The sequence below is a fragment of the Bradyrhizobium erythrophlei genome (genome assembly GCF_900129505.1).
In the GTDB taxonomy this organism is placed as follows: Bacteria; Pseudomonadota; Alphaproteobacteria; order Rhizobiales; family Xanthobacteraceae; genus Bradyrhizobium; species Bradyrhizobium erythrophlei_D.
This window is the reverse complement of sequence record NZ_LT670818.1, coordinates 8734242-8757776: the sequence shown is the minus strand read 5'-3', so window position 1 is coordinate 8757776 and position 23535 is coordinate 8734242. Positions and strand designations below refer to the sequence as shown.

General features: G+C 63.5%; 20 protein-coding genes. 12 read left to right on the top strand and 8 right to left on the bottom strand.

Going from position 1 to position 23535, the window contains the following annotated elements:
• Window position 1: 1 nt before the first annotated feature.
• Window positions 2-985 carry a zinc-dependent alcohol dehydrogenase family protein gene (locus tag B5525_RS41405; protein WP_079572113.1) on the bottom strand — a complete coding sequence of 328 codons (984 nt, stop codon included), beginning with the start codon at window positions 983-985 and terminating at the stop codon, window positions 2-4.
• Window positions 986-1163: 178 nt separating this feature from the next.
• On the opposite strand from B5525_RS41405, the gene B5525_RS41400 reads away from it, so the two are divergent.
• Entirely contained in the window at window positions 1164-2006 is an 843-nt protein-coding gene (locus B5525_RS41400; RefSeq protein ID WP_079572111.1) for a universal stress protein, read from the top strand.
• A gap of 75 nt (window positions 2007-2081) precedes the next feature.
• Complete coding sequence (locus B5525_RS41395; protein WP_079572109.1) at window positions 2082-4775, top strand: bifunctional acetate--CoA ligase family protein/GNAT family N-acetyltransferase; 2694 nt, start codon at window positions 2082-2084, stop codon at window positions 4773-4775.
• Window positions 4776-4931: 156 nt separating this feature from the next.
• Here B5525_RS41395 and B5525_RS41390 read toward each other — a convergent pair whose 3' ends face one another.
• Entirely contained in the window at window positions 4932-5414 is a 483-nt protein-coding gene (locus B5525_RS41390) for a phage holin family protein (RefSeq protein WP_079572108.1), read from the bottom strand.
• Between the two features lie 2 nt (window positions 5415-5416).
• Window positions 5417-5692: a DUF883 family protein gene (locus B5525_RS41385; protein ID WP_079572106.1), complete on the bottom strand. Its 276-nt coding sequence runs from the start codon at window positions 5690-5692 to the stop codon at window positions 5417-5419.
• 197 nt (window positions 5693-5889) lie between these two features.
• Here B5525_RS41385 and B5525_RS41380 point away from each other — a divergent pair, with 197 nt between their 5' ends.
• The 3 genes from B5525_RS41380 to B5525_RS41370 are packed head-to-tail and all read left to right on the top strand — an operon-like array spanning window position 5890 to window position 8916.
• Entirely contained in the window at window positions 5890-7026 is a 1137-nt protein-coding gene (locus B5525_RS41380) for an ABC transporter permease (RefSeq protein ID WP_079572104.1), read from the top strand.
• A gap of 2 nt (window positions 7027-7028) precedes the next feature.
• The gene (locus tag B5525_RS41375) at window positions 7029-7808 is read left to right on the top strand and encodes an ABC transporter ATP-binding protein (RefSeq protein WP_079572102.1); all 780 of its coding nucleotides are present in this window, start codon (window positions 7029-7031) and stop codon (window positions 7806-7808) included.
• A gap of 4 nt (window positions 7809-7812) precedes the next feature.
• Window positions 7813-8916 carry an ABC-type transport auxiliary lipoprotein family protein gene (locus B5525_RS41370; protein WP_079572101.1) on the top strand — a complete coding sequence of 368 codons (1104 nt, stop codon included), beginning with the start codon at window positions 7813-7815 and terminating at the stop codon, window positions 8914-8916.
• A 349-nt stretch (window positions 8917-9265) separates the two neighbouring features.
• On the opposite strand, the gene B5525_RS41365 is transcribed toward B5525_RS41370, so the two are convergent.
• Window positions 9266-10354 carry an amidohydrolase family protein gene (locus tag B5525_RS41365; protein WP_079572099.1) on the bottom strand — a complete coding sequence of 363 codons (1089 nt, stop codon included), beginning with the start codon at window positions 10352-10354 and terminating at the stop codon, window positions 9266-9268.
• Window positions 10355-10533: 179 nt separating this feature from the next.
• Here B5525_RS41365 and B5525_RS41360 point away from each other — a divergent pair, with 179 nt between their 5' ends.
• The 5 genes from B5525_RS41360 to B5525_RS41340 all read left to right on the top strand — a co-directional run bounded on the left by B5525_RS41360 (window position 10534) and on the right by B5525_RS41340 (window position 16561).
• A complete protein-coding gene (locus B5525_RS41360) occupies window positions 10534-11502 on the top strand; it encodes a Bug family tripartite tricarboxylate transporter substrate binding protein (RefSeq protein WP_079572097.1) in 969 nt (322 codons plus the stop codon).
• 217 nt (window positions 11503-11719) lie between these two features.
• Window positions 11720-14944: an ATP-binding protein gene (locus tag B5525_RS41355; RefSeq protein ID WP_079572096.1), complete on the top strand. Its 3225-nt coding sequence runs from the start codon at window positions 11720-11722 to the stop codon at window positions 14942-14944.
• Window positions 14945-14994: 50 nt separating this feature from the next.
• Entirely contained in the window at window positions 14995-15417 is a 423-nt protein-coding gene (locus B5525_RS41350; protein ID WP_079572094.1) for a hypothetical protein, read from the top strand.
• A gap of 54 nt (window positions 15418-15471) precedes the next feature.
• A complete protein-coding gene (locus tag B5525_RS41345) occupies window positions 15472-16200 on the top strand; it encodes a Crp/Fnr family transcriptional regulator (protein WP_079572092.1) in 729 nt (242 codons plus the stop codon).
• A 106-nt stretch (window positions 16201-16306) separates the two neighbouring features.
• Window positions 16307-16561, top strand: coding sequence for a hypothetical protein (locus tag B5525_RS41340; protein ID WP_079572091.1), 255 nt, complete (start codon window positions 16307-16309; stop codon window positions 16559-16561).
• A 42-nt stretch (window positions 16562-16603) separates the two neighbouring features.
• Here B5525_RS41340 and B5525_RS41335 read toward each other — a convergent pair whose 3' ends face one another.
• From B5525_RS41335 to B5525_RS41320, 4 genes are read right to left on the bottom strand one after another with little or no spacing between them, the layout of a single operon-like run.
• The gene (locus B5525_RS41335; RefSeq protein WP_079572089.1) at window positions 16604-17308 is read right to left on the bottom strand and encodes a molybdate ABC transporter substrate-binding protein; all 705 of its coding nucleotides are present in this window, start codon (window positions 17306-17308) and stop codon (window positions 16604-16606) included.
• Entirely contained in the window at window positions 17305-19443 is a 2139-nt protein-coding gene (locus B5525_RS41330; RefSeq protein WP_079572088.1) for a xanthine dehydrogenase family protein molybdopterin-binding subunit, read from the bottom strand. Before B5525_RS41330 ends, B5525_RS41335 begins: the two co-directional genes overlap by 4 nt.
• Window positions 19440-19910 carry a (2Fe-2S)-binding protein gene (locus B5525_RS41325; protein WP_079572086.1) on the bottom strand — a complete coding sequence of 157 codons (471 nt, stop codon included), beginning with the start codon at window positions 19908-19910 and terminating at the stop codon, window positions 19440-19442. The genes B5525_RS41330 and B5525_RS41325 overlap by 4 nt, the downstream gene beginning before the upstream one ends.
• Window positions 19911-19935: 25 nt before the next feature.
• Window positions 19936-20919 carry a tripartite tricarboxylate transporter substrate binding protein gene (locus tag B5525_RS41320; RefSeq protein WP_079572085.1) on the bottom strand — a complete coding sequence of 328 codons (984 nt, stop codon included), beginning with the start codon at window positions 20917-20919 and terminating at the stop codon, window positions 19936-19938.
• A gap of 168 nt (window positions 20920-21087) precedes the next feature.
• Between B5525_RS41320 and B5525_RS41315 the strand changes: the two genes are divergently transcribed.
• Entirely contained in the window at window positions 21088-22155 is a 1068-nt protein-coding gene (locus B5525_RS41315; RefSeq protein WP_172900085.1) for an ABC transporter substrate-binding protein, read from the top strand.
• A gap of 6 nt (window positions 22156-22161) precedes the next feature.
• The gene (locus B5525_RS41310) at window positions 22162-23535 is read left to right on the top strand and encodes an MmgE/PrpD family protein (protein WP_079572082.1); all 1374 of its coding nucleotides are present in this window, start codon (window positions 22162-22164) and stop codon (window positions 23533-23535) included.

The following is a 23535-nucleotide window of genomic DNA, read 5'->3' as shown; positions in this document are numbered from 1 at the left end:
TTTAGGGTTTGAGGACCGCGGCGCCCAGGATTTGTCCGGTCCGCAGTTTTTTCAGGACCTCGTTGGCCTCGGTGAGTGGAAACGCCGTGGTCTGGGTCCGGATCCCGGCCAGGGGGACGATTTTGAGGAAGTCCAGCCCGTCCTGACGCGTCAAATTGGCCACCGACACCAGTTGCCGCTCTTCCCAGAGGATGTCGTAGGGGAAGCTCGGGATATCGCTCATGTGAATCCCCGCGCACACCACCCGGCCTCCCTTGCGTACGGCGCGCAGCGCCGCTGGCACCAGCTCTCCGGCTGGCGCGTAGATAATGGCCGCATCGAGCGGCGTGTCAGGCATCTGATCCGAGGCTCCGGTCCATACCGCACCAAGCCTTCGGGCAAAGTCCTGCGCGGCGACGTCGTCGGATCGGGTGAAGGCGTAGACCGAGCGGCCCTGCCAGCGCGCGACCTGGGCGACGATGTGTCCTGCCGCGCCGAAGCCATAGATGCCGAGCCGCTTTGCGTTGCCTGCCATGACAAGCGAACGCCATCCGATCAGGCCGGCGCATAACAAGGGCGCGATGGCAACATCGTCGCCCTCTTCGCCGAGCGGAAAGGCATAGCGCGCATCCGCAATCGTGTGCGTGGCGAAACCGCCATCCCGCGTATACCCGGTGAAGAGCGGGTGGTCACAGAGATTTTCCATGCCCTCCCTGCAGAAGCGGCAGACGCCGCAGGTGTATCCGAGCCAGGGGATTCCCACCCGCTCGCCGATCCGGTGGCTGGTGACGTTGCGGCCGACGAGGTCGACGCGGCCGACGATTTCATGGCCGGGAACGATCGGATATTTGATGCCGGGAAGCTCGGCGTCGACCACATGAAGGTCGGTCCGGCAAACCCCGCAGGCGCTCACGGTGACGCGAATTTCTCCGTCGCCTGGAAGCGGATTCGGGCGCTCTTGCATCCGGAGAGGTTCCCCCGGAGCCGGCAACACCATCGCACGCATCTGCTTCTCCCAACCTGGGCCCGAACGGAGTAGCATATGCATAGGGCCGCGGGCCGGGGAGCCCTTGACCTCCCTCAAAATGCATGGCGGCAGCCATGAATTGGAAGGGGGCGTTTGATGGAGATCAACACCGGCCCCGTGCCGGTACCTATCGTGATGGCAGGATTGGAGAGTAGCGATGCCGATCAGGGATATCCTGCTGCCGCTCGTCGGCGAACCAGATGCAGCGGCGATTGCCGCAATCGACAAATGCGCGGCGGTGGCCGGCGATATCGGAGCCCGGGTGACGGCAATGGCCGTCGAAACGGAAGTGATGGTCCGGCCGAAGGTAACGATCTCGTCCGATCTGGAGAATAGCGCGGCGGCCGAGGCCGTGCGCAGCGTATCCAGCGCGCACCGTCTGCTGCAGGCATTCGACGCTGCGGCAAATCGCTTTGGCGTGCGCAACGAGCAAAAGCTCGTCCGGCTGGCGACGACGGATATTCCAGTGCATTTTGCCCAGGCTGCGCGGCTGAAGGATCTCTCGCTGGTCCCGGTGAGCGCGCATGATGGTCTCTCTGAAAAGATCGTCGAAGCCTTGATCTTCGAATCGGGCCGGCCAATTCTGCTATGTCCGGATGAATTCGCCACCGAGCTTCCGGTGGCGTTCGACAATGCCGCGATCGCGTGGGACCATTCCGCGCCGGCGGCACGAGCCGTTGCCGACGCGCTGCCCATGATTCAGGCCGCCGCGAACGTGCGTATCTTCACGGCGACCGACGAGATGACGCCCACCGAGCAGGAATCCGGGCTCGCGTTGGTGAACCATCTCCTCGAACATGGCATCAAGGCTTCGTTCGAAACCGCAGAGATCGACGGCAGCTCGGTCGGAAAAGTGTTCGAGGCCTATGTGAAGGCAAAAGCCATCGATCTTCTGGTCATGGGCGCCTACCGCCACTCCCGGCTCAACGAAGTCGTTTGGGGTGGTGCGACAAAAACCGTCATAGGGCGGCCACCGTGCTGGGTCATGATGTCGCGTTAGGCGGCCCGGTCACGCGCATAGAACCGCGTTAAGATTCATAACATCCAGGCCGGCGCCAGCCGGGCAATTGAGCGCATGTCCACCTATCGACTGAAAAGTCTGCTTTCACCTCGTTCGGTCGCGCTGATTGGAGCGAGTCCGCGCCCGAGTTCGGTCGGACGGGCCATTCTCGGCAATATTCGCAAGGCCGCATTCAAGGGCGAATTCGGGGTGGTGAATACGCATTACCCCGAGATCGAGGGCGTTGCCACGGTCGGCAGCATCGGCAAATTGCCGTTTGTACCCGAACTCGTGATCATGACCGCGCCGGCCGCCGCCATCCCTGGTCTCATCGAGGAAGCGGGCGCGCGGGGTGCGGTGGGCGTTCTCATCATCACCTCGGGGCTCGGCCACTGTGCGGGCTCGCTGGCGGAGGCGGCCGAGCTCGCCGCACGCAAGTACGGCATGAGGCTGATCGGGCCGAATTGTCTCGGCATCATCATGCCCGGTTCAAATCTCAACGCCAGTTTCTCGGCGCACATGGCTTGCGCGGGAAATCTGGCGCTGATCTCCCAGTCGGGGGCGATTGCGACGGGGATGGTGGATTGGGCCGCCCAGCGCGGGGTCGGCTTCTCCGGCATCGTTTCGATCGGCGATCAGCTCGACGTCGATCTTGCCGATCTGCTCGATTACTTCGCACTGGACGGCAAGACCCGCGCCATCCTGCTTTACGTCGAAGCCATCAAGGACGCCCGCAAGTTCATGTCGGCGGCGCGGGCCGCCGCCAGGATCAAGCCGGTCGTGGTGGTCAAATCCGGGCGAATGGCGCAGGGCGCGAAAGCCGCCGCGACTCACACCGGCGCGCTGGCCGGCGCGGACGCGGTCTACGACGCCGCGTTCCGCCGCGCCGGAATCTTACGGGTTTCCGATCTGCGCGAATTGTTCGATTGCGCCGAGACGCTCGGGCGTGTCGGATCGCCTCCGGGAAAGCGCCTGATGATGCTGACGAATGGCGGCGGCATCGGGGTTCTCGCGATCGATCGCCTGGTTGAGCTCGGTGGAAATCCGGCGGCGATCGTGCCGGCCACGCGCGCGAAGCTCGATGCCGTCCTGCCGCGGAACTGGTCCGGATCGAATCCCGTCGATATCGTCGGCGATGCCGACGCTGCGCGGTACGCGGCGGCGCTCGAAGTATTGCTGGCCGACCCTGGCAATGACGCGATCCTTGTGATGAACGTGCAGACGGCGATTGCCAGCGCGGACGACATCGCCGCCACCGTGACCGGCCTGGTCAGCAAATATCGCCAGCAGCACCATCGTGCGGCCAAGCCCGTGCTCGCGGTGTGGGTCGGTGCGAACCAGAAGACCATCGAGCTGTTGAGCGGCGCCGGGATTCCGAACTATCCCACCGAAGACGACGCGGTGCGGGGCTTCATGTATCTGGTGCAGCATCGCGAGTTGGTAGCGGAACTGGCGCAGGTTCCGCCGGAGATGCCGAGGGAGTTCGAGCCCGATACCGCTACCGCCCGGGCCATCGTCGCCGCGGCGCTTGCCGACGATCGCCAGTGGCTTGATCCGGTCGAGATCAAGCGGCTGCTCGAGGCCTACGAGATCCCGATGGTGCCGACCTTCGCGGCTGCCGACGCCGGGCAGGCCGTCGCCTGCGCCTCCGAGCTGTTCGCGCAAGGCGCCACCGTGGTGCTCAAGATCATGTCGCGCGACATCATTCACAAGTCCGACGTTGGCGGCGTGATACTCAATCTTACCACCCCGGAGGCCGTGCGTGCCGGGACCGCCGATATCCTGGCGCGGGCGAAGAAACTGCGCCCGGAGGCGCGGGTTTCCGGCGTCGCCGTGCAGGCGATGGTGCTGCGGCCGAAAGCGCGTGAGCTGATCCTCGGTTTCGCCGACGATCCGACCTTCGGCACTGTCATCGTGTTCGGCCGTGGCGGTACCGCGGTCGAGGTCATCAACGACAAGGCCCTGGCGCTTCCGCCGCTCGACCTGCAGCTCGCTCGCGACCTCATCGAGCGCACCCGTGTCTCGCGACTGTTGCGCGCCTATCGGGATGTGCCCGCGGCCAAGCCGGACGCGGTGGCGATGGTTCTGGTCAAGCTTGCCCAGATGGCCGCCGACATCCCCGAGATCCGGGAACTGGATATCAATCCGCTGCTCGCGGGTGAAAGCGGCGTGTTGGCCGTCGATGCGCGGGTCTCGGTCGGGCAGGTCGAGCAGAAATTGGCCGGCAAGGGTCCCGCCAACTTCGCGGTGCGCCCCTATCCGTCGCAATGGCAGCGGCACATCGAGGTCAAGGACGGCTGGCGGGTCTTTGTGCGACCGATCCGCCCCGAGGACGAACCGCTGATCCATGAGCTATTGCGGCACGTCACCGTCCATGATCTGCGGCTCCGGTTCTTCGCGCCGATGAAGGAATTCACCCACGAGTTCATCGCCCGTCTGACCCAGCTCGACTACGCCCGTGCGATGGCCTTCGTGGCGTTCGACGAAGCCACCAATCAGATGGTCGGCGTGGTTCGCATTCACTCCGATTCGATCTACGAGAGCGGCGAATACGCGATCCTGCTCAGGTCCGATCTCAAGGGCCGGGGGCTCGGCTGGGCGCTGATGCAGTTGATCATCGAATACGCCAAGTCCGAGGGTCTGAAAACTATCTCCGGCAACGTGCTGATGGAAAACACGGTCATGCTGGAAATGTGCCGGCACCTCGGCTTTGAGGTGAAGGCCGATTCCGTCGAGCACGACATCTGCGACGTGAGGCTCAAGCTTTGAAGTCATTCCGGGGCGCGACGAAAGTCGCGAACCCCGGATGTGCTATTGTACATCGGGGAATCTCGAGATTCCGGGTTCGTGTCTGCGACACGCCCCGGAATGACGAAGCCTAGAGGCGCGTCACCGACGCGCTGCGGTGGATTTTGCTGGGCTCCGTTATTTTTGTTCGGCGGCGGTTGCCGTTGCGGCGGGCTTGGCTGCCGGCTTCCGAAGGCTCTTGATGATGATCGTGATCAAAGGAACGATCAGCAGGGGCAGGACGCTGTTGAGTGGATTGTGAATTGCCGCGGACACCTGCGACTGCAGCGCCCGCGCCTCGATTTGCAGCGCGTCGATCGAGCTGCCGTGGATTTCGTCGAGCTCTCGCCCGCTTGGCGGCCTTCCGGCAATCAGGAACAGGATCGCTACGATCGCAAAGTTGACGGCGCCGAGAATGGCCGCGGCCGATATCGCGCTCCATATCTGCACCAGCGCGAAATACGCCGACAGCTCCAGCATCAGGAGACCGAACGCGGCGATCAGTGCCGCAAATGCCCTCAAGCCCAGGCCGATCAGCATGTGACGCATCTGGATTTCGGCGATAATCCTGTCGGTGCGCCAGAGCACACGCAAATGCTTGACGACGTTCTCGGTATTCACTTTTAATGTCTCCTCAGCATGAAGCCGACCACCACGCCAAGCGCAAAGGCGGAAGCAAGCGAGGTGATCGGCCGCTCGGACATGATGCCTTCGAGATTTTCCTCCTGCTCGCCCAGGGTTTCGCCGAGCTCGTTGAGCGCTGCTTTGATCTGATCGGCGAGCGCCTCGGCGCGATTCCTGGTGGTGTCGAAGATGCCCTCGCTCGTCGTGTTCAAGAGGCGCGATACGTCGCCTTTGAGCGCTTCCAGCTCGTCCCTGAGTTCGTGTGAGTCGAACATCGTTCTTGCCCTTGCTGCATAATCCAGCCGAAATTCGATGCGAACCCAATCTAGGCGGGCCTTGAACAAGGCTATTGATTTGCGTCAACCGGGCAGGGGCCGGTACCGGTTTGAGGCAGGTCAATCCCGCCGTCGCGCCAGGGCCTAGTAAGAGGCCATGGGAACAGACATTCCCTCGTGATTAAGGAATTGAGATCTTGGCGTCCCCACCTCTGTTGACGGCCACGCCGTCCGGCGATGTGCTTGAACTGCATCCGGGCGGGTCCTGGACCGCGGCCAATGTGACCACCCTGGAAGCGCTGTCGGACGGCGTCGCGGATCAGCTTGAGCGGTCGAAAGCCGTCAAAGTGGATATGGCCGGGGTGCGCGAGCTCGATACGCTCGGCGCCTGGTTGCTCGAAAAGATATCGCGGCGCGCGGCGTCAGCGGGTCATCGTACCGAGGTGGTCGGTGTCGCCGAAAACTACGCCGGGCTGATCGAGGAGGTCCGTCAGGTCAACCGCCGCACTCCGGCGCCTGTGCCCGCACTTAATCCGGTGGTGGCCAGAGTGAACGATGTCGGCCGCTCCGCGGTCAACGCGACCGACGACGTCAGCGCATTCCTGCAGATGCTGGGCTCGCTGTTCCTGGCCCTGGTCGGCGTGCTGCGGAGGCCGAGATCGCTGCGGCTGACTTCGCTGATCTATCAATTGTACAGGGTCGGCTTTCAGGCGATCCCGATCATGGTGCTGATCACCTTCCTGATCGGCGCCATCATCGCGCAGCAGGGCTTCTTCCATTTCCGCAAGTTCGGCGCCGACTCCTACGTCGTCGACATGGTCGGCATCCTGGTGCTGCGCGAACTCGGCCTGCTGATCGTCGCGATCATGGTCGCCGGCCGGTCGGGCAGCGCCTACACGGCCGAACTCGGCTCGATGAAGATGCGCGAGGAAATCGACGCGCTGTCGACCATGGGCCTCGATCCCGTCGAAGTCCTGATCCTGCCCCGCATCGTCGCGCTGATTTTCGCGCTGCCGATCCTGAGCTTCATCGGATCGATGGCCGCTCTCTATGGCGGCGGCCTGGTGGCGCAGTTCTATGGCGGTATGGGCCCGGCGATCTACATCGCGCGGCTGCATGACGCCGTGTCCGTGACCAGCTTCCAGGTCGGCATCATCAAGGCGCCGTTCATGGCGCTGGCGATCGGCATCGTCGCCTGCAGCGAGGGCTTGCGCGTGAAGGGCAGCGCCGAGTCGCTCGGCAAGCAGACGACGACCTCGGTAGTGAAATCGATCTTTCTGGTGATCGTGCTCGACGGGCTGTTTGCGGTCTTCTTCGCCTCGATCGGAATGTAGCGATGCCGCAAGCCGCTCCGGAATTCGCCATTCGCGTGCACGATCTCGTGGTCGGCTTCGGCCGCCAGGTCGTGATCGACCATCTGTCGCTCGACGTCCGGCGGGGCGAGATCCTCGGCCTGGTCGGCGCTTCCGGCGGCGGCAAGACGGTATTGATGCGAACCATCATCGGGCTGATTCCGCGCCAGGGCGGCGAGATCGAGGTGATGGGCAATTCGATCGGGCGCAGCGAAGATCGCAGCACCCAGAGTGCGGCGGGCCGATGGGGCATCCTGTTTCAGCAGGGCGCGCTGTTTTCGTCGCTCACCGTGCGGCAGAATATCCAGTTTCCGCTGCGCGAGAATCTGGTGCTGTCGCCGGCGCTGCTGGACGAAATCGCCACCGCCAAGCTGGAAATGGTCGGACTCTCGCCGGAGGACGGCGACAAGTATCCTTCCGAACTGTCCGGCGGCATGACCAAACGCGTGGCGCTGGCGCGCGCGCTCGCGCTCGATCCAGCGATTGTGTTTCTCGATGAGCCGACTTCCGGGCTCGACCCGATCGCCGCGGGCGACTTCGATGTCCTGATCAAGACCTTGCAGAAAACGCTGGGGCTGACGGTGTTCATGGTCACCCATGACCTCGCCAGCCTGAACACCGTGTGCGATCGCGTGGCGGCACTCGCGGACGGCAAGATCGTCGCCATCGGACCGATGCGCGAACTGCTTCAATCCGAGCATCCCTGGGTGCGGGCCTATTTCCACGGCAAGCGCTCCCAGATGCTGCAACCCAAAGCGAGCTAAAGAGATGGAAACCCGCGCTCCCTTCGTCGTCGTCGGCGCCTTCGTGCTGGCGACCATCGTCGCCCTGTTCGGCTTCGTCTACTGGCTTCACAACACCGGCGGGCTCGGTCCGCGCACGGCCTATCATGTCCAGTTCGACGGCTCGGTGCCCGGGCTGTTGATCGGCGCCGGCGTGCTGTTCAACGGCATCCGCGTCGGCGAGGTGACGGATCTCGCGCTTGCGGCGGACAATCCGCGCCGCGTCAATGCGACGATCTCGGTCGCCTCGACGACGCCGGTGCGCGCCGACACCAAGGTCGGCCTGGACTTCCAGGGATTGACGGGCGTTCCCGTGATCGCGCTCGAAGGCGGCACCCAGCTGACCAATTCCGGCCCGGTGCCGACATTGATTGCCGATCAGGGCGCTGGGCAGAGCATGACCCAGGCCGCCCGCGATGCGTTGCGCAAGGTCGATTCGGTGCTCAGCGAAAATTCGGAGCCGCTGAAGAAGACCTTTGCCAATCTGGAGACCTTCACCGACGGTTTGGCGCGCAATACCGGAAAAATCGACAGCATCCTTGCCGGCCTCGACAAGACGGTGGGTGGCGGCACGCCGGCGCAAAAGATCACCTATGACCTGCGCGCCCCGCGAAATCTGGGAACGCCGGGCAAGACCCTCAAGGGACAGTTGGCAATCCCGGAGCCGACCGCCGTCGCGATGCTGGAGACGCAGCGGTTCCTGTTCGCGCCTGCCGGGGACTATCCCGGCTTTGCAGACTCGATCTGGGCCGATGCCATCCCGAAATTGCTGCAGGCAAGATTGATCGAAAGTTTCGAGAATTACGATATAGCCCACGCGCCGCTGCGGGTCGCGGATCTGGGCCAAGCCGACTCCCAGCTCCTGATCGATGTCCGGCGCTACCGGATCGCAACCGATGCGCCTGCGGCCGAGATCGGATTGTCGGCGCGGATCGTCGACAAGAACGGCAAGGTTATCGCCTCGCGCCTGTTCGAGGACAGCGAGAAATTCGACAAGCTCGAGCCGCCGGCGGCGGTTGCCGCGTTCAACGAGGCGTTCGGCCGGATCGCCAGGGAGATGGTCGGGTGGACCGTGCAGGCGCTGCAGTAAAACCGCCAACGCACGATCCGGAAAAGTGGCCACCGGTTTTCCGGAAAGATCACGCATAAACAAGAAGATGGACGACGAGCCTGAAGTAACCCGGTTGAATCATGCTGGTCGAGGTTATTCGAGGGTCTTCAGGAACGTCAGCAGGTCGTGGATCTGGTCGGGACTGAGTTCGGCCTCCGGCATCGCGGGATTTCCCGCCGCGTGAGCCAAGGGCTGGTTCTGTTTCCCCAGCCAATTTCCGTGCATTGATCCGGATCAAAGACCGTCTTTCCCGGCCGCAAACACCAGGAACATCAAGAGTACTCCTGCCGGCGCAGCTTCCGAGGCCTTAGGCCGTACCACGGCGCAATCAGGCTTCCTTGATCCCGAACAGGTGCGCGGCGGTGCCGCCCAGGATCGCCGCCTTTTGTCTGTCCGACAGGGTGGCGGTGGCGAGGACGTGGTCGACCGGGTGATCCTCCCAGGGGATCGGGTGATCGGTTCCGAGCATGATCTGGCTCGCGCCAACTTGTGCCACCAGGTGCCGCAGGCCCTCCGCCGTGAACACCATGGCATCGAAATAGAGCTGGTTCAGGTATTCCGAAGGCTTCTTTTTCAGCGTGATCGTCGCGTTGCAATTCTGCGGCGACACGAAGCATGCATGGTCGCCGCGCGCCGCATAGGACGGGAGAAAGCCGCCGCCATGCGCGGCAAGGATTTTGAGACCGGGGAAACGGTCCAGGGTACCCTCGAAGATCAGGTGCTGCAGGGCAATCGTCGTGTCGAGCGGATTGCCGATCGTGTTCGACAGCCAGCCATTGCCCTTGAAGCGCTTGGCGAGTTCGGGCGTGCTCTGCGGATGGATGAACAGAACGGCGCCGAGCTCTTCGGCCCTGACCCAAACCGGATGGAATTTGGGGTCGGAAAAATCCTCCCCCAGCACGCTGGCACCGATGGCGGCGCCGCGCAGGCCTTGCTTCCTGATCGCGGTTTCCAGCTGTTGCACCGCCAGCTCGGGGAATTGCAGCGTCAGCGAGGCGAACGCTCCGAAACGATCCGGCCGCGACGCGCATAATTCGGCCAGCTTCTCGTTTTGCAGCTTGACGATGTCAGCCGCGGTATCGCGGTCCTTGCCGTACCAGAACGGATTGATCGACAGGATCTCCATGTCGATCGCCATCGCGTCCATTTCCTTGAGACGCTGTTCGATGACGATGAAATGCTCCGGAACGCCCTTCACCGGCGGCAGCACCTTGTCGGCCGCGTCCCCCATCAGATCGATGGCTTCGTGGAAATAGCAGTGCGCATGAACATCGACGGTGAGGACGCGCTTGCCGCCAACCTTGACCGGCAGGCGCGGCGCCTTTGATTGGGCGCGGGCCTCGTCGCCCAGGCCGCAACTGCAAAAGGCAATTCCGGTCGCGGCCGCGCCCTTCAAGAAGCTTCTGCGCGTGGTCATCCGTCCCTCCCTCGGTGGCCGGAAACCGGCGCTTCTCGCGGCCCGTCCGATCGAACGGCCCATTTTGATTTCTTTGTCGAACAGATTGCCAAGCCGGGGGCAGGAGGGCAATCATTCCGGTAGAGGTCACGGCCGCTTACAGGGGAAACGTGATCCAATTCACCACGGGGAGCTTCGGGATGCGTTTGTTTGGTTCGCTGGTTGCGGCGCTTGCGCTGCTGGCCGGTTCCGGCGCGGTCGCGCAGACCGCCTACCCCGAACGGCCGATCAAGATGATCGTGCCGCTGGCGGCGGCGAGCGCCGTCGATGTCGCAGCCCGGATCGTCACGCAGAAGATGGCCGAAAATATGGGCCAGCAGATCGTCATCATCAACCAGGCCGGCGCATCGGGGCTGATCGGCGCCGAGCAGGTCGCGAGAGCCGCGCCGGACGGCTACACGATCGGCGGGTTCAACGACAGCGTCATGACCATGGTGCCCAACCTTCATGCGAAAATGCCCTGGGACATTTTGAAGGATTTCGAGCCGGTATCGCTGGTGGCGACGGTGGAGTGGGGACTGATCGCCGGCAACGATACCGGATACAGGACCGCGGCCGACCTGATCGCCGCCGCCAAGGCCGCGCCGGGCAAGATCAATTACAGCTCCGGCGGCCCCGGCAGCCCGCAACATCTGGCGATGGCGATGTTTGCATCCGGCGCCGGCATATCGCTGACCCATGTGCCCTACAAGGGCGCCACGCAGGCGGCGACCGACGTCGCCTCCGGCCAGATTCCCGTCGGCTTCCAGGGGCTGGGCACTGTCGCCGCCCTGGTGCGCGGCGGCCAACTGAGGCTGATCGGGGTGACCACCGAGAAGCGGCTGCCGCAATTCCCGGATGTGCCCACGGTGTCGGAATCCGGCCTGCCCGGGTTCTTGTTCAATTCCTGGTTCGCAATGCTGGCGCCGGCCGGCACGCAGAAGGACATCATCGCCCGGCTGAACGCCGAAACCCTCAAAGCGGTTGGCGATCCCGAAGTGCGGCACAAGCTCGAGGATCTGGGTTTTTCGGTGCGCGGCACTTCGCCCGAGGAACTGGGCGCCCTGACGCACCAACAACTCGCCAAATATGCACGTGTCATTAAAGAGATGGGCATCGCCATTGAATAAAGAGAGCGTATTCCCGCAAGGTTCGCGGCGGCGGCATCCTTGCGGATACTGTGGCCGTGGGGCAGCCACCCCCCGCGTCATTGTCTAAAATTGTTGTCTAATCTTTGCGCTCGCGAATCCTCCTGTATAACGCTTCCATATTCGAAGCGTTGTCGGCCCCCACAGATGCCGCAAACGCTTGTTCTGTCGTGATCTTTCGTTAATCTGAAGCGGGTGGATGAAGGAGCCGAGAGTGTTTTGTCAGGTCTGTCTCTCGACCCTGAAGCCGGGCGATGTATTTTGCTCGTCCTGTGGATCGGTGGTTCCGGAAAACGCCGCAAAGCCGCCAGCTGCAGAAGTGCGCGGCCGGATCGCCGGCGAGCGGAAGTATCTCACCGTGCTCTGCGCCGACCTGCAGCGCTCAACCGATCTGATTTCTGAACTGGATCCGGAGGCTGCGATTTCGCGCCTGGAGCCGGCTCTGACCGCCATGCGAGTCTCGGTTCGTCGCAACCGCGGCATCGTCAGCAAGGAAGGCGGCGACGGCCTAATCGCGCTTTTTGGTGCACCGCACGCGGATGACAATCATGCCGTCATGGCCTGTCATGCGGCGGTCGAACTGGTTCGTCGCGTCAAGCTCTTGAACGATCCGGCGCTGCGGGTCCGGGTCGGCGTTCATTCCGGCTATGTCGTCGCGCACGTCATCGAGGCCGACCTCTCCTCGATCTATGAGGCCGGCGGTCCGGCGGTCCATCTGGTCAAGCGGCTGGAGAACGCGGCGCAGGCCGGCCAGATCCTAGTGTCGGAATCCTGCCAAAGCCTGGCCGCGGGACTCGTGACCTTCAACGCGCTGCCTCCGAGGCTGCTGGAGGGATTTTCCGCGCCGGTTCCCCATTACGAGCTTGTCGAAATCAGCGGCCTGACCCGCTGGCGCGCGCGGTCGACCAAGGGCCTTTCGTCATTCGTCGGACGGGCGGAGGAGATTTCCCTGCTCGAGCGGGCGGCAAGGGACGTTGCCGCGGCCGGGCAGGTCATTGCCCTCGTTGGTACGGCCGGTATCGGAAAATCCCGAATAGTCCACGAATTTGTCGCCACGCAGCGGCAGCAGAACTGGCAGGTCCTGGAAGCGGAGGGCAACCCGCTGGAACAGGCTGTTCCCTATGCACTGGTGAAGAAGCTGCTCCAGAGCGCGCTACGCGCGGGCGACATCTTGCCGGAGGTCGGGCCCGACTTGCCCGAGGGCTCGGCGCCGGTGCATTCCGATCTTTGGCCCGCGGCCCTTTGCGCCGTACTCGACCAGCCGATCAGCGATCCGCGCTGGAACGATCTCGAACCCCTGCTGCGACGTCGCGTGATCACCGACGCCTTATGCAACACGATCGACAGCGTCGTCTCGACCCGCCCGACCATCCTGTTGCTGGAGGACCTTCACTGGGGCGATGGCCAAAGCGAGAACGTCGTCGAGGCCCTGATGTCGCTGGCGGCAAGCCGTCCGCTTCTGATCCTGCTGACATGGCGGACCGAAGACACGCCGGGTTGGCTGGCGCGGCTCGACGTTCGCAGGATATGGCTGCGATCCCTCGATATCGCCTCGGCCAATGCGCTGCTCGGCGATCTCCTGGGCACGGCATCCAATCTCGACGCCCTCAAGGCGCACATTCTTCGCCACACCGGACAGGTTCCGCTCTTCATCGAAGAGGTCGCCCGCCAGCTCGTCAATCGTAGCGTCCTCGAAGGAGACGCCAGCCGGTTTGCCGCCAAGGCGCCGTGGGACGCGCTGGGGATTCCTCCCACGATCCAAGGGGTGATCGCGTCCAGAATCGATCGCCTCTCCAAGGAGGACAAAGCCCTTCTCCAACTCGCGTCCGTGGTCGGGCCGCGGATTTCGCCGGCCGTCTTGACGGCGGTGACCGGCATGCCCGCCGCCCAGCTGCAAAGCCGGCTTTGGTCGCTGGAGATTCTGGATTTCCTGATCGAGACGCAATGGCTCGGTTCGACCGAATACGGCTTTGCGCACGATCTCATTCGCGAGGTCGCCTATGATTCGATCCTCCGCCCGCAGCGGGAGGAATTGCACCGCCGGATTTTAGCGGCTCTGGAGGCGCTTTCCCAGGGGCGCGAGCAGGAAGTCGCGGAAGCGCTTTGTCATCACGCGGTCGAGGCGCGGGACTGGGTGAAAGCGGCCCACTATGCCCAGCTCGCGGCGCGAAAGGCGTTGGCGAGATCGGCATTCCGGGATGCCACGGGTTATTTTGAGACCGCAATCAACGCGGTCGACAGGCTGCCGGAAACGGTCGCGCGCGAGCAACAGGCGATTGACCTGCGAATCGAGGCTCGTCTCGCCTTTGCGCCGCTGGGAAGCATGGAGCAATGGTTCGGGCTTTGTCGGGATGCGGAAGCGCGCTCCGGGAAGATCGGTGACGAAGGGCGCCGGCTTGCTTCGATCGTCGCCAAGGCGGTTGCGCTGAATTTCTATGGGACACCCTTCGAAGGCATCAGCGCGGCCGAGGAGGCTGTTGCCCTGGCCAATGTTTCGTCCGACCAGGCCTGGCTCAGCTACGCCCAGTACGTGCTTGGTCAGGCTCATTTCATCGCCGGCCATTATCGCGATGCGATGATAAGTCTCGATCAAGCCAGCGCGCGTCTGACCGACGCGCCGGAAAGCGTGCCGCCGGGGACGACCGGCTCGAGCCTGCTCGTGCTCTGCCATATGATGCGAGCCATCGTTCATGGCTGGTTGGGCGAATTCGAAGACTCCGAACGATGCCTGGCGCAGGCCAGAGGCCTCGCCGAACAGAGCGAGCGCCCCTACGACATCATCGCGGCGGATTATGGCCGCGGCCTGGTGCAACTCATGCGCGGTCATCTTGAGGAAGCTGAAATCGTCCTCAATCGCGCATTCTTGCTCTCGCGCGAGAATGAAGTCCGGCTGTTTCTGCCCCTCGTGATGCTCGCGCTCGGCAACCTCTATTCTCAGCAAGGCCAGGCCGCGCGCGCGCGGGACATCCTGCTTCAGGCCAAGGACGAAGCCGAGGCCGTCGGCCACGCCACCAGCATGGTTGCGGTGTCGGCGTATCTCGGGGCGGCCTACTGCCAGCTCGGCGACATCCAGCGCGGGTTGCCGATGGTGCGGGCCTGCCAGGCCAGCGCCAAGCAAAAGGGCTACGGAGGTATCGAGGCGATCGCGGTGCTTTCCGAAGCGAATATTCTTGCGTCACAGGGGGGCGCCGCGGCGCCGGAGGCCATCGGGTGCGCGAGCCGGGCCATCGAAATTGCCTCCAGGCTCGAAGCGGGGCCGCTGCTCGGCTCCGCCAGGGGATTGCTGGCCCGCGTCCTGGCCGCTTCCGGCAGGACGGCCGAGGCTCAAGACGAACTGGTCCAGGCGATCGCGCTTTTTGACCGGTCTCGAATGACTGTTCATCTGGAACGTGCTAAAGCAGCGCTCTCCAAGTTCTCGAATTGATGACGTATTGCAGCCACCCGTATTTTCAGCGGCCTATCAAGGAGTGACAAATGGCATTTACCTACGGCGGAAAATTCGAAAAACACATTAATGACTTGTATAGTCCGAAAAATATTCAGAAGACCGCGAAGACATTCGCGGAGTATGAGAAAAAGCACGGGCCCTATAAATTCGGACAGAGCTATACGAAGGTTTTGGTCCCCAAGACCGAGCACTGGACGGATGAATCGGGATCGACCAAGGGACACAGCAAGTGGGAGAAGAACTCCGGCGATATACCGGTGAAGATTCGCAACAAGCTGACCCGGGTCATCAGGGCCAATCTCCGATCCAAAAAGCCAAAACCGATGGTCTTGAAAGTCGGCGAGAACGTCGACGCGAACCACGATCTGCATGTCAAGACCTTCAGGCATAAGGGCCAGGACCACATCGGTCTGCACATGCTTTGTCCGAATACGTCACTGAAAAAATGATCTGATCCAGGGAGCCGGCATCTCGCCGGCTCCGCTCTTGGAGTTGTAACCGGCGTGCCTCAGGAAAAGACGGGTGAAACTCGGCCGTTTTCGAGCAGCAAGCTTTCGGTCCTGCGCAAGCATCCGTATTTCTGCGATCTTGATCCCGAGGCGTTCGACCAGCTCTGTCGTTACGCCAAGCACTCCACGCTGAAGCGGGGAACGACGATCGTCTCCAAGGGAGATCCCGGCAACAGTCTGATCGCGGTCATCAGCGGCACGGTGAAGATCAGCGTCTCCTCCGTCGATGGCCGCAGCGCGATCCTGAACCTGATCGGCCAGGGCGAGATTTTCGGGGAGATGTCGGTGCTCGATGGACAGCCGCGCTCCGCCGACGCCATCGCCAATACCAATTGCGAGATCTTTACCATCGATCGCCGCGAATTTCTTCCCTTTGTGCGAAGCCAGCCGGCGCTGGCGATGAAATTCATCGAGCTGTTGTGCGCGCGGTTGCGCTGGACCAGCGACCAGGTCGAGCAGGTCATCCTTCAGAACCTGCCGGGACGGCTCGCCAGCGCGCTCATTCGTCTGACCGAAAAGCACAAGCAGGAGCCCAAGGGTCGAACCATCGCCGTTACCCAGCAGGAGATCAGCGAGATGGTCGGCATGACCCGCGAGAGCATCAACAAGCAACTGCGGGCCTGGGCCGCGCGCGAATGGGTGCGGCTGGAGCACGGTGCCATCGTCGTGCTGAATGTCGAGATGCTTCGGGAGCTCGTTGAAGCCGGCGGCGAAGACAGCTAGAGCACGATCCCGAAACTGTGATCGCATCCCATGTGAAGCAATTCACATCGGCCTTGCGCGCCATGAGCTAAGCCACGCCGAGGACTTCCACACACTGGAGGCGTCGATGCACGGCAGATTCGACAAATCGGACGAAACGACCGATCAGAGCATTACGCGAAGCTTTGGCATTGGAATCGTTGTTCTGCCCTTACTTCTGGTGGCCTTTCTCGTCGGACTGGCGATAGCCAAGCCGGACGGATCCCGATGGATATCGGAAGCGGTGCAGGCCGAGTTCGTCGCCTCGGGTCAGGCGACGGGAGTTGTTCCCGCGGAAGCCGAACGACCAGCCGGGCAAGTCCGCACCGTCAAGGCTTACTGACGCCTGACGCAACCGGCCAACAGATTTTGCGGCAGAGCCTCGCTATTTTCCGCTGATGAAGCCGGCGCGCCCACGCAGGGCGCGCTGCTCCGCGGCCGTCAGCAAGCCAATCAGGCTTTGGGCCTGTTTTGCATTAGCGGCACCGATAGTAACCGCCGCCGTGTACGTGGTCGCGAGCTCGCAGCCCGGCGGCAGCGAACCCGACAAAACCACACCCACCGTGCTGATGATTTCGGTCCATTGCGTGCAGCCGATCGGCCTGACCGCGTCGGAGGCGGCCAGATGGCGCATCGCGGTGGCGCCGTTCGGATAGATCTTGAGCCGGGCCGCAACCTCGTCGGCGATACCGAGTTGCCGCAGCATCTTTGCCACGTGAATCCCGGCCGTCGAGGCCTTGGTGTCGGGAACGAAGATCGCATCCGCCGCCAGCAATGCAGCGCGCAAACTTGCGGCGTCGCTGGCCGTAACCAGGGGATCATTGGCGCGGACCGCAAGCGCGGTTTCAACCAGGCCGACGTCGGCGATCGAAGCGGGGACGACAAGATTCTCTTCCGCCAGTTTTGCAACGATAGCCGCCGTCAAAATGACGATGTCGGTTGGCGTGCCCTGGCGTAACTTGTCGGCCATGGCGCCGACCGCGCCGAATTCGCCCGCGATGTCGAACCCGCTCATCGCCTTGAATTTCGCCGCAAGGCTCGCGACCAGGCCCTGGGCCGCGCCGCCGCTTAAGATGTTCAGGCTTGTCATGTGCTCAATTCCATCGCCGCGATCAGGCTGTCGCGGGTGATCGGGAGATTGCGGATGCGCAACTCCAGCGCATCGTAAACGGCGTTGGCGATCGCCGCCGTGACCGGACCGTGGGCCGCTTCGCCGGCGCCGAGCGGGTCGCTGTCGGGCCTCTCGATCAGTTCGACGTCGACCTCCGGCACCTCGCTGAAGCGAAGGATCGGATACTCGCTCCAGCTGTTGCTGGTAATGCGTGTGCGATCGAACCGTACGCGTTCCTTCAGTACCCAGCTGGTGGCCTGGATCGCGCCGCCTTCAATCTGGTTGATCACCCCGTCGGGATTGATGGCCTCGCCGACATCGACCGCGATGGTCAGCCGCCTGACGCCGATGTCCTCGGCGCCCTCGACCTCGGCGACCACGGCGCAATAGGCGCCGGTGTTCTTGTAGCGCGCAAAGCCGAGTCCCCAGCCGCGGCCGGTCTGCCTGTCAGGCTTCCATTTGGCGCGCTTTGCCGCGATGCGGATGACGTCCTTTGCCCGCTCGTCGCTCAAATGCCGCAGCCGGAACGCGACCGGATCCTCGCCACGCTCGGCGGCGAGTTCGTCGATGAAGGATTCGATCGCAAACACGTTGCCCTGCGCGCCCAGCGTTCGCAGCGCCGAGGTGCGGATCGGCATGGTGAGCAGGCGGTGGCATTCGATCCGCCAGGACGGGAAATCATAGGATGGCACCGAGTTGCGGTCGGCACCGCCGCCATTGGCTTGCGGCGGATTGGTGGCGATATAGCGCGGGAAGGGGTTTTGCAGTTCGGTCGCAGCCAGCAGGGCAGGCTGCGCCGCGCGGCCTGGCCGCGCGGTGTGACCATTGCTCCAAATCGAGTGACGCCAGTCGACGATCTCGCCCGCCGCATCCAGGTCGGCCTCGATCTCGATCGTCATCGCCGCACCAAACGGGGCGTGCGACAGCTCGTCCGCCCGCGACCATAATACCCGGACCGGCCGGCCGCCGGCCGCCTTGGCCAGCAGCACCGCATCGAGTGCGACGTCGTCGGCGGCGTTGTGCCCGTAGCAGCCGGCGCCCTCCATGTGTTCGACCGTGATGTTCTCGAGCGGCAATTTCAGAACCAGCGCGAGGTCGGCGCGCAGAAAGTAGACGCCCTGGCTGTGGGTCCAGACATGGACGCGGTCGCCGCTCCATTGCGCCATGGCGCAGGAGGGCGCGATGGAGGCATGCGCGATATAGGGACGGTTATACTGCCGCCGGATGGTGCGCTGCTTTTCGCTTGATGCCGGCGCCGTTCTCCGGTCGATCACCGTCGTCTCCGACGGCTGGGCTTTCAGCCATTCTGCCGGCCCGTTTTCATCGGGCAGCGTTTCGCCCGCCGTCCAGTTCGCTCCTTTGCGCAAGGCATTCAGCGCCGACTCGGCGCCATCCTCGGTTGCGCTTATGACTCCCGCGAAATCGCCGTCGCGCACGATGGCGACTAGAGCAGGAATAGCGCGCGCGCCAACTTCGTTCAGGCCCGTGAGTTTTGCCGCCGAGAGTTCAGAGCGCAGCACGCGTCCATGCAGCATCCCCGGCAGCGCAGAATCGTGAATGAAACGCGGACGGGCAAAGACCTTGTCGGGGATATCGAGCCGCTGAACCGAATTTCCGGCCACTATGCGCTTGGCCGATTGTTTCGGCACGGCGCCCGGCGTGGCGTCACGATCCAGCGAAATCCTGTCGGCCAGTTCCCAGTAACTGGTCCTGATATTGCCGGGTCCGGAAATCGTGCCGTCCTTGATGTCGAGCGCGTCGATCCCGACGCCGAACTGATCGGACGCCGCAGTCAGGAAAATCTGCCGGATCTCGGCGCAGGCATGCCGGATGGCGCGGCCGGACTGCTGGACCGACAGGCTGCCCGAGGTAACGCCCTCATTGGGACTGCCCGCCGTCGAGGCGCGGATCATCTGCACACGGCCGATCTCGACATCGAGCTCGTCGGCGGCGATCTGGGCGAGCGCCGTCACGATGCCTTGCCCGATCTCGACCTTGCCCGGCGAGACCATCACTTGTCTCTCGGGCGAGAACCGGATCCATGACGACAGCACCGGGTTGGCCGAAAGGCTGACCGGCAGGCTCGGTGCGGGCGAGGGCGCTGGATTGGTCATGGTACCGCCATTTCGGCCGCCGCGCGCAGCACCGCCCGCACCATCCGGTTGTGCGAACCACAGCGGCAAAGGTTGCGGTCGAGCGCGGCCCTGACCTCTGCACCCGACGGGGTGGGGTTTTGCATCAACAGCGCCGCAGCACTCATCAGGATGCCGGAAACGCAATAGCCGCACTGCAAGGCCTGCTCGGCGATGAAGGCGCGCTGCAGCGGATGCGGCTTTTCCGCGTTTCCGAGTCCTTCGAGGGTAGTGACGTCCTTGTCCGCCACCGACCACAGCGGGGTGTCGCATGAGGCCACCGCATGATCGCCGACGATGACGTTGCAGGCGCCGCATTCGTTGGCGCCGCAGCCGAAATGCGGACCGGTCATGCCGAGCCGCCCGCGCAGGATGGCGAGCAGCGATGAATCTGGATCGGCGTCGACCTCCGTCTCGACGCCATTGAGGCGAAAGCGAACACTTGGCATCGAGGACCTTGACCCGGATCTGATCTTATTGCGGCTTGTCGGGGAATTTCTTGACCACTTCGGCCCATTTCGCAATATCGCCGCGCAGATATTTGTCGAACGCTTCAGGCGTCATCGACATCGGGACCGCGCCCTGGTCTTTCCAGAGCTTGACGATGTCCGGCCGCTTCACGACCTCGTTAACGGCCGCATTCAGTCTGTCGATGATGGGTTTCGGAGTCCCGGTCGGCGCCATCAGGCCGAGCCAGATGGTCGCCTCATAGCCGGGAACGCCGGCTTCGCCGGCGGTCGGCACATCGGGCAGCACATCGGAACGGCTCTTGCCGGTGGTGGCGAGAGCCCGGACCTGGCCCGCGGTGACGTTCGGCGCCATCGTCGTCACGGCATCGATCATCATCTGCACCTGGCCGCCGATCACGCCTGAGCGCGCCTCGCCGCTGTTGCGGTAGGGGACGTGCACCACGTCGATGCCGGCCATGGCTTTGAACAACTCGCCGGCCATGTGATAGGGCGTGCCGGTGCCGGAGGAGGCGTAATTCAGCTTCCCCGGTTGCGATTTGGCCAGCGCGATGAATTCGGCCAGCGTCTTGGCAGCGACTTGCGGGTGGACGACGATGACGAGGTCGGCGGAGTTGACCGGCGCGATCGGCGCGAGATCGCGCATCAACTCGTATTTCCGCTGCGCCGGCGCCATCAGCGATTCGTTCGCGGTCTGGGTGTTGGACATCATCAGCAGCGTGTAGCCGTCCGGCGGCGATTTGACGACCTCTTGCGTGCCGATCACGCCGCCGGCGCCGGTGCGGTTTTCGACCACGACCGCCTGGCCGAACTTCTCCTGCAGGACGTTGCCGATCAGGCGCGCCGCTACGTCCGCCGGCCCTCCGGCGCCGAAGGGAACGATGATGCGGATCGGCCTTGTCGGATAATCCTGCGCGGCACACGGCGCTGCAAGGTTCGGCAGCGCAAGAAGGATGGCCGCTAACGCCAGCACAAACCTTGGGGCCGTCATTTCAATCTCCCGAATATTCTGGTCTTGTTCTGTGCCGGTTGTTGGCCAACTCCGGGAGAAAAGTCTAGCGGCAAACACCGCGCTGTCGACGAAAGACTCGCTGTGCCCGATAGGAATAAAGGGTAGTTTCCGGGGTACCAAGTCTCGCCCGAACCAGGGGACAAGAAGATGAAACGTCGGGGGATATCGCGTCGCGCCGTGCTCAGGGGATCGGGCGCATTGTTCGCGGGTGCGGCATTCTCGACCCGCGTGATGGCCGCGGCGCCGCCGCCGGAGCCGGTCACGCCGGCATTGATCGAGGCGGCGACGAAGGAAGGCCAGGTCAACTATTACACCTCGACCGACCTGCCGGTCGCCGAGAACCTGGCGAAGGCATTCGAGAGGAAATATCCGGGGATTGCGGTTCACGTCGAGCGCACCGGCGCCGAGCGGGTGTTCCAGCGCATCGGCCAGGAATATTCCAGCAACATCCATGCGGTCGACGTGGTGAATTCGTCGGACGCCGCGCATTTCATCGTCTGGAAGCGCGACGGCATTCTGGCGCCTTATGTGCCGGAAGACGTCGCGAAGTTCTATCCGGCCGAGCACCGGGATGCCGATGGCCAGTTTGCGAGCTGGCGCGTCTGGCTCAGCATCATCGCCTACAACACCGGCATGGTGAAGCCCGAGGAAGCGCCGAAGAGCTTTGCCGATCTGCTCGATCCCAAATGGAAGGGCAAGATCGTCAAGGCCCATCCTGGCTACAGCGGCACCATCATGACCGCGACCTATCAGATGCAGCGCGATCTCGGCTGGAGTTGGTTCGAGCAGCTCGCCAAACAAAACATCATGCAGGTGCAATCGTCAGCCGATCCGCCCAAGAAGCTCGACCTCGGTGAACGCGCGGTCATGGCCGACGGCAACGAGTACAATATCCTCCAGCTCAAGGAGAAAGGGCGTCCGGTCGAGCCGGTCTATGCGACCGAGGGCTCGCCCTTGATCATCGGCCCCAACGGCATTTTCAAGTCCTCGCCCAATCCGAACGCGGCAAAACTGTTCCAGTCGTTCTGCTTCAGCCGCGAGGCCCAGCAGCTCATCATCGATGTCGGCGGCCTGCGCTCGGTGCATCCGCAGACGGAGGAAAAGCCGGGTCGCACGCCGTTCAAGGACATCAAGACCATGAAGGACGACGCGGCCGCGGTGGAGCAACAGGGCGATGCGATCAAAACGCATTACACCAAGCTGTTTCATGTCTGACGCGCGATGACTTCTCAACTGCCCAAGATATCGGTCGCCGAGACGCTCGCCGACAGGATCGTTGCGTTGAAACTGGGGATTCTGCCAGCGGTGACTTCGCGCAAATGCGAGGACCTGCTGATCGACGTTGTCGGTCTCTGTGTCACCGCACGTAACGAGGATTATGTCGCAAGTGCGCTGGCCGGCTGGGACGACGACGGCCCCTGCACGGCGATCGGCCACGCGCGCACGCTGACCGCGGCGGGCGCGGCCTTCGTCAACGGCACCGCGGCGCATGGCGAGGATTTCGACGACACGTTCGAGGGTGGCCCGGTGCATGCCGGCGCGGTGATCGTGCCGGCGGTGCTGTCGGCATGCGAGCGGCACAATCCGGATGGCCGCATGGCGCTGACGGGCATTGCGGTCGGCACCGAGGTTCTCTGCCGGTTGAGCCTCGTGGTGCCGAAGGCCGTGCACAAGGCCGGCTTTCACCCGACCGCGATTTTTGGCGCGATGGGGGCGGCGGCCGGCGTCGGCGCAGCAATCGGGCTCGATGCCCGGCAGATCGTCGACGCGTTCGGGATTGCCGGCAGCATGGCCGGCGGCATCATCGAATATCTCGCCGAGGGCGCCTGGACCAAGCGGCTGCATGCGGGCTGGGCGGCGCAATCGGGTCTGCGTGCGGCGCTTCTGGCGCGGCAGGGCTTTGTCGGGCCGCGCACGGTGTTCGAGGGCGTGCATGGGCTGTTTCACGGTTTTGCCCACACGATGGACGGCGATTACGACGCGCTGATCGGCGATTTCGGCACGCGCTGGGTCACGGACACGCTGGCGTTCAAGCCTTACCCCTGTGGGACAATGGCGCAGCCTTACATCGATTGCGCGCGGCGGCTGGCCGCGCGGGGTGTCAAGGCGGAGGATATCGCCGAGATCGTCTGCGAGGTGGCGGAGGGGACGGTGCACCGGCTGTGGGAGCCCCTGGCTTCCAAGCAGCGCCCGCCCAATGGCTATGCGGCCAAATTCGCCACGCCCTATCTGCTGGCGACCGGTTTTGTCCATGGCGGGGTCGGCCTCAGTGCATTCACGGAAGCTGCGATCCACGACGCAAGTGTGCTGGCGCTGGCGGCGAAGGTGAAATTCGTGATCGATCCGCAAAATCCTTATCCCGCCAACTATACCGGTCACATCCGGGCGACCCTGAAGGACGGCAGCGTGATCGAGGAGCGGCAGCCGCATTTGCGCGGCGGTGCGCAGGAGCCACTGACCCGGCAGGACGTCGCCGATAAGTTCACGCTCAACGCCCGGCATGGCGGCTGGACCAAGGCGCAAAGCGATGCGACGCTGAAATTGCTGGCGGGATTGTATCATGGGAAGATCGATCTGACCGCGTTGCGTCAGTAG

What these genes read in the sequence shown, in the direction of transcription:
- B5525_RS41365 (WP_079572099.1), bottom strand. Translation starts at nt 10,354, where the DNA reads ATGACCACGCGCAGAAGCTTCTTGAAGGGCGCGGCCGCGACCGGAATT.
- B5525_RS41330 (WP_079572088.1), bottom strand. Translation starts at nt 19,443, where the DNA reads ATGACCAATCCAGCGCCCTCGCCCGCACCGAGCCTGCCGGTCAGCCTT.
- B5525_RS41340 (WP_079572091.1), top strand. Translation starts at nt 16,307, where the DNA reads ATGCACGGCAGATTCGACAAATCGGACGAAACGACCGATCAGAGCATT.
- B5525_RS41385 (WP_079572106.1), bottom strand. Translation starts at nt 5,692, where the DNA reads ATGTTCGACTCACACGAACTCAGGGACGAGCTGGAAGCGCTCAAAGGC.
- B5525_RS41400 (WP_079572111.1), top strand. Translation starts at nt 1,164, where the DNA reads ATGCCGATCAGGGATATCCTGCTGCCGCTCGTCGGCGAACCAGATGCA.
- B5525_RS41315 (WP_172900085.1), top strand. Translation starts at nt 21,088, where the DNA reads ATGAAACGTCGGGGGATATCGCGTCGCGCCGTGCTCAGGGGATCGGGC.
- B5525_RS41310 (WP_079572082.1), top strand. Translation starts at nt 22,162, where the DNA reads ATGACTTCTCAACTGCCCAAGATATCGGTCGCCGAGACGCTCGCCGAC.
- B5525_RS41320 (WP_079572085.1), bottom strand. Translation starts at nt 20,919, where the DNA reads ATGACGGCCCCAAGGTTTGTGCTGGCGTTAGCGGCCATCCTTCTTGCG.
- B5525_RS41325 (WP_079572086.1), bottom strand. Translation starts at nt 19,910, where the DNA reads ATGCCAAGTGTTCGCTTTCGCCTCAATGGCGTCGAGACGGAGGTCGAC.
- B5525_RS41360 (WP_079572097.1), top strand. Translation starts at nt 10,534, where the DNA reads ATGCGTTTGTTTGGTTCGCTGGTTGCGGCGCTTGCGCTGCTGGCCGGT.
- B5525_RS41395 (WP_079572109.1), top strand. Translation starts at nt 2,082, where the DNA reads ATGTCCACCTATCGACTGAAAAGTCTGCTTTCACCTCGTTCGGTCGCG.
- B5525_RS41355 (WP_079572096.1), top strand. Translation starts at nt 11,720, where the DNA reads ATGAAGGAGCCGAGAGTGTTTTGTCAGGTCTGTCTCTCGACCCTGAAG.
- B5525_RS41350 (WP_079572094.1), top strand. Translation starts at nt 14,995, where the DNA reads ATGGCATTTACCTACGGCGGAAAATTCGAAAAACACATTAATGACTTG.
- B5525_RS41405 (WP_079572113.1), bottom strand. Translation starts at nt 985, where the DNA reads ATGCGTGCGATGGTGTTGCCGGCTCCGGGGGAACCTCTCCGGATGCAA.
- B5525_RS41375 (WP_079572102.1), top strand. Translation starts at nt 7,029, where the DNA reads ATGCCGCAAGCCGCTCCGGAATTCGCCATTCGCGTGCACGATCTCGTG.
- B5525_RS41335 (WP_079572089.1), bottom strand. Translation starts at nt 17,308, where the DNA reads ATGACAAGCCTGAACATCTTAAGCGGCGGCGCGGCCCAGGGCCTGGTC.
- B5525_RS41370 (WP_079572101.1), top strand. Translation starts at nt 7,813, where the DNA reads ATGGAAACCCGCGCTCCCTTCGTCGTCGTCGGCGCCTTCGTGCTGGCG.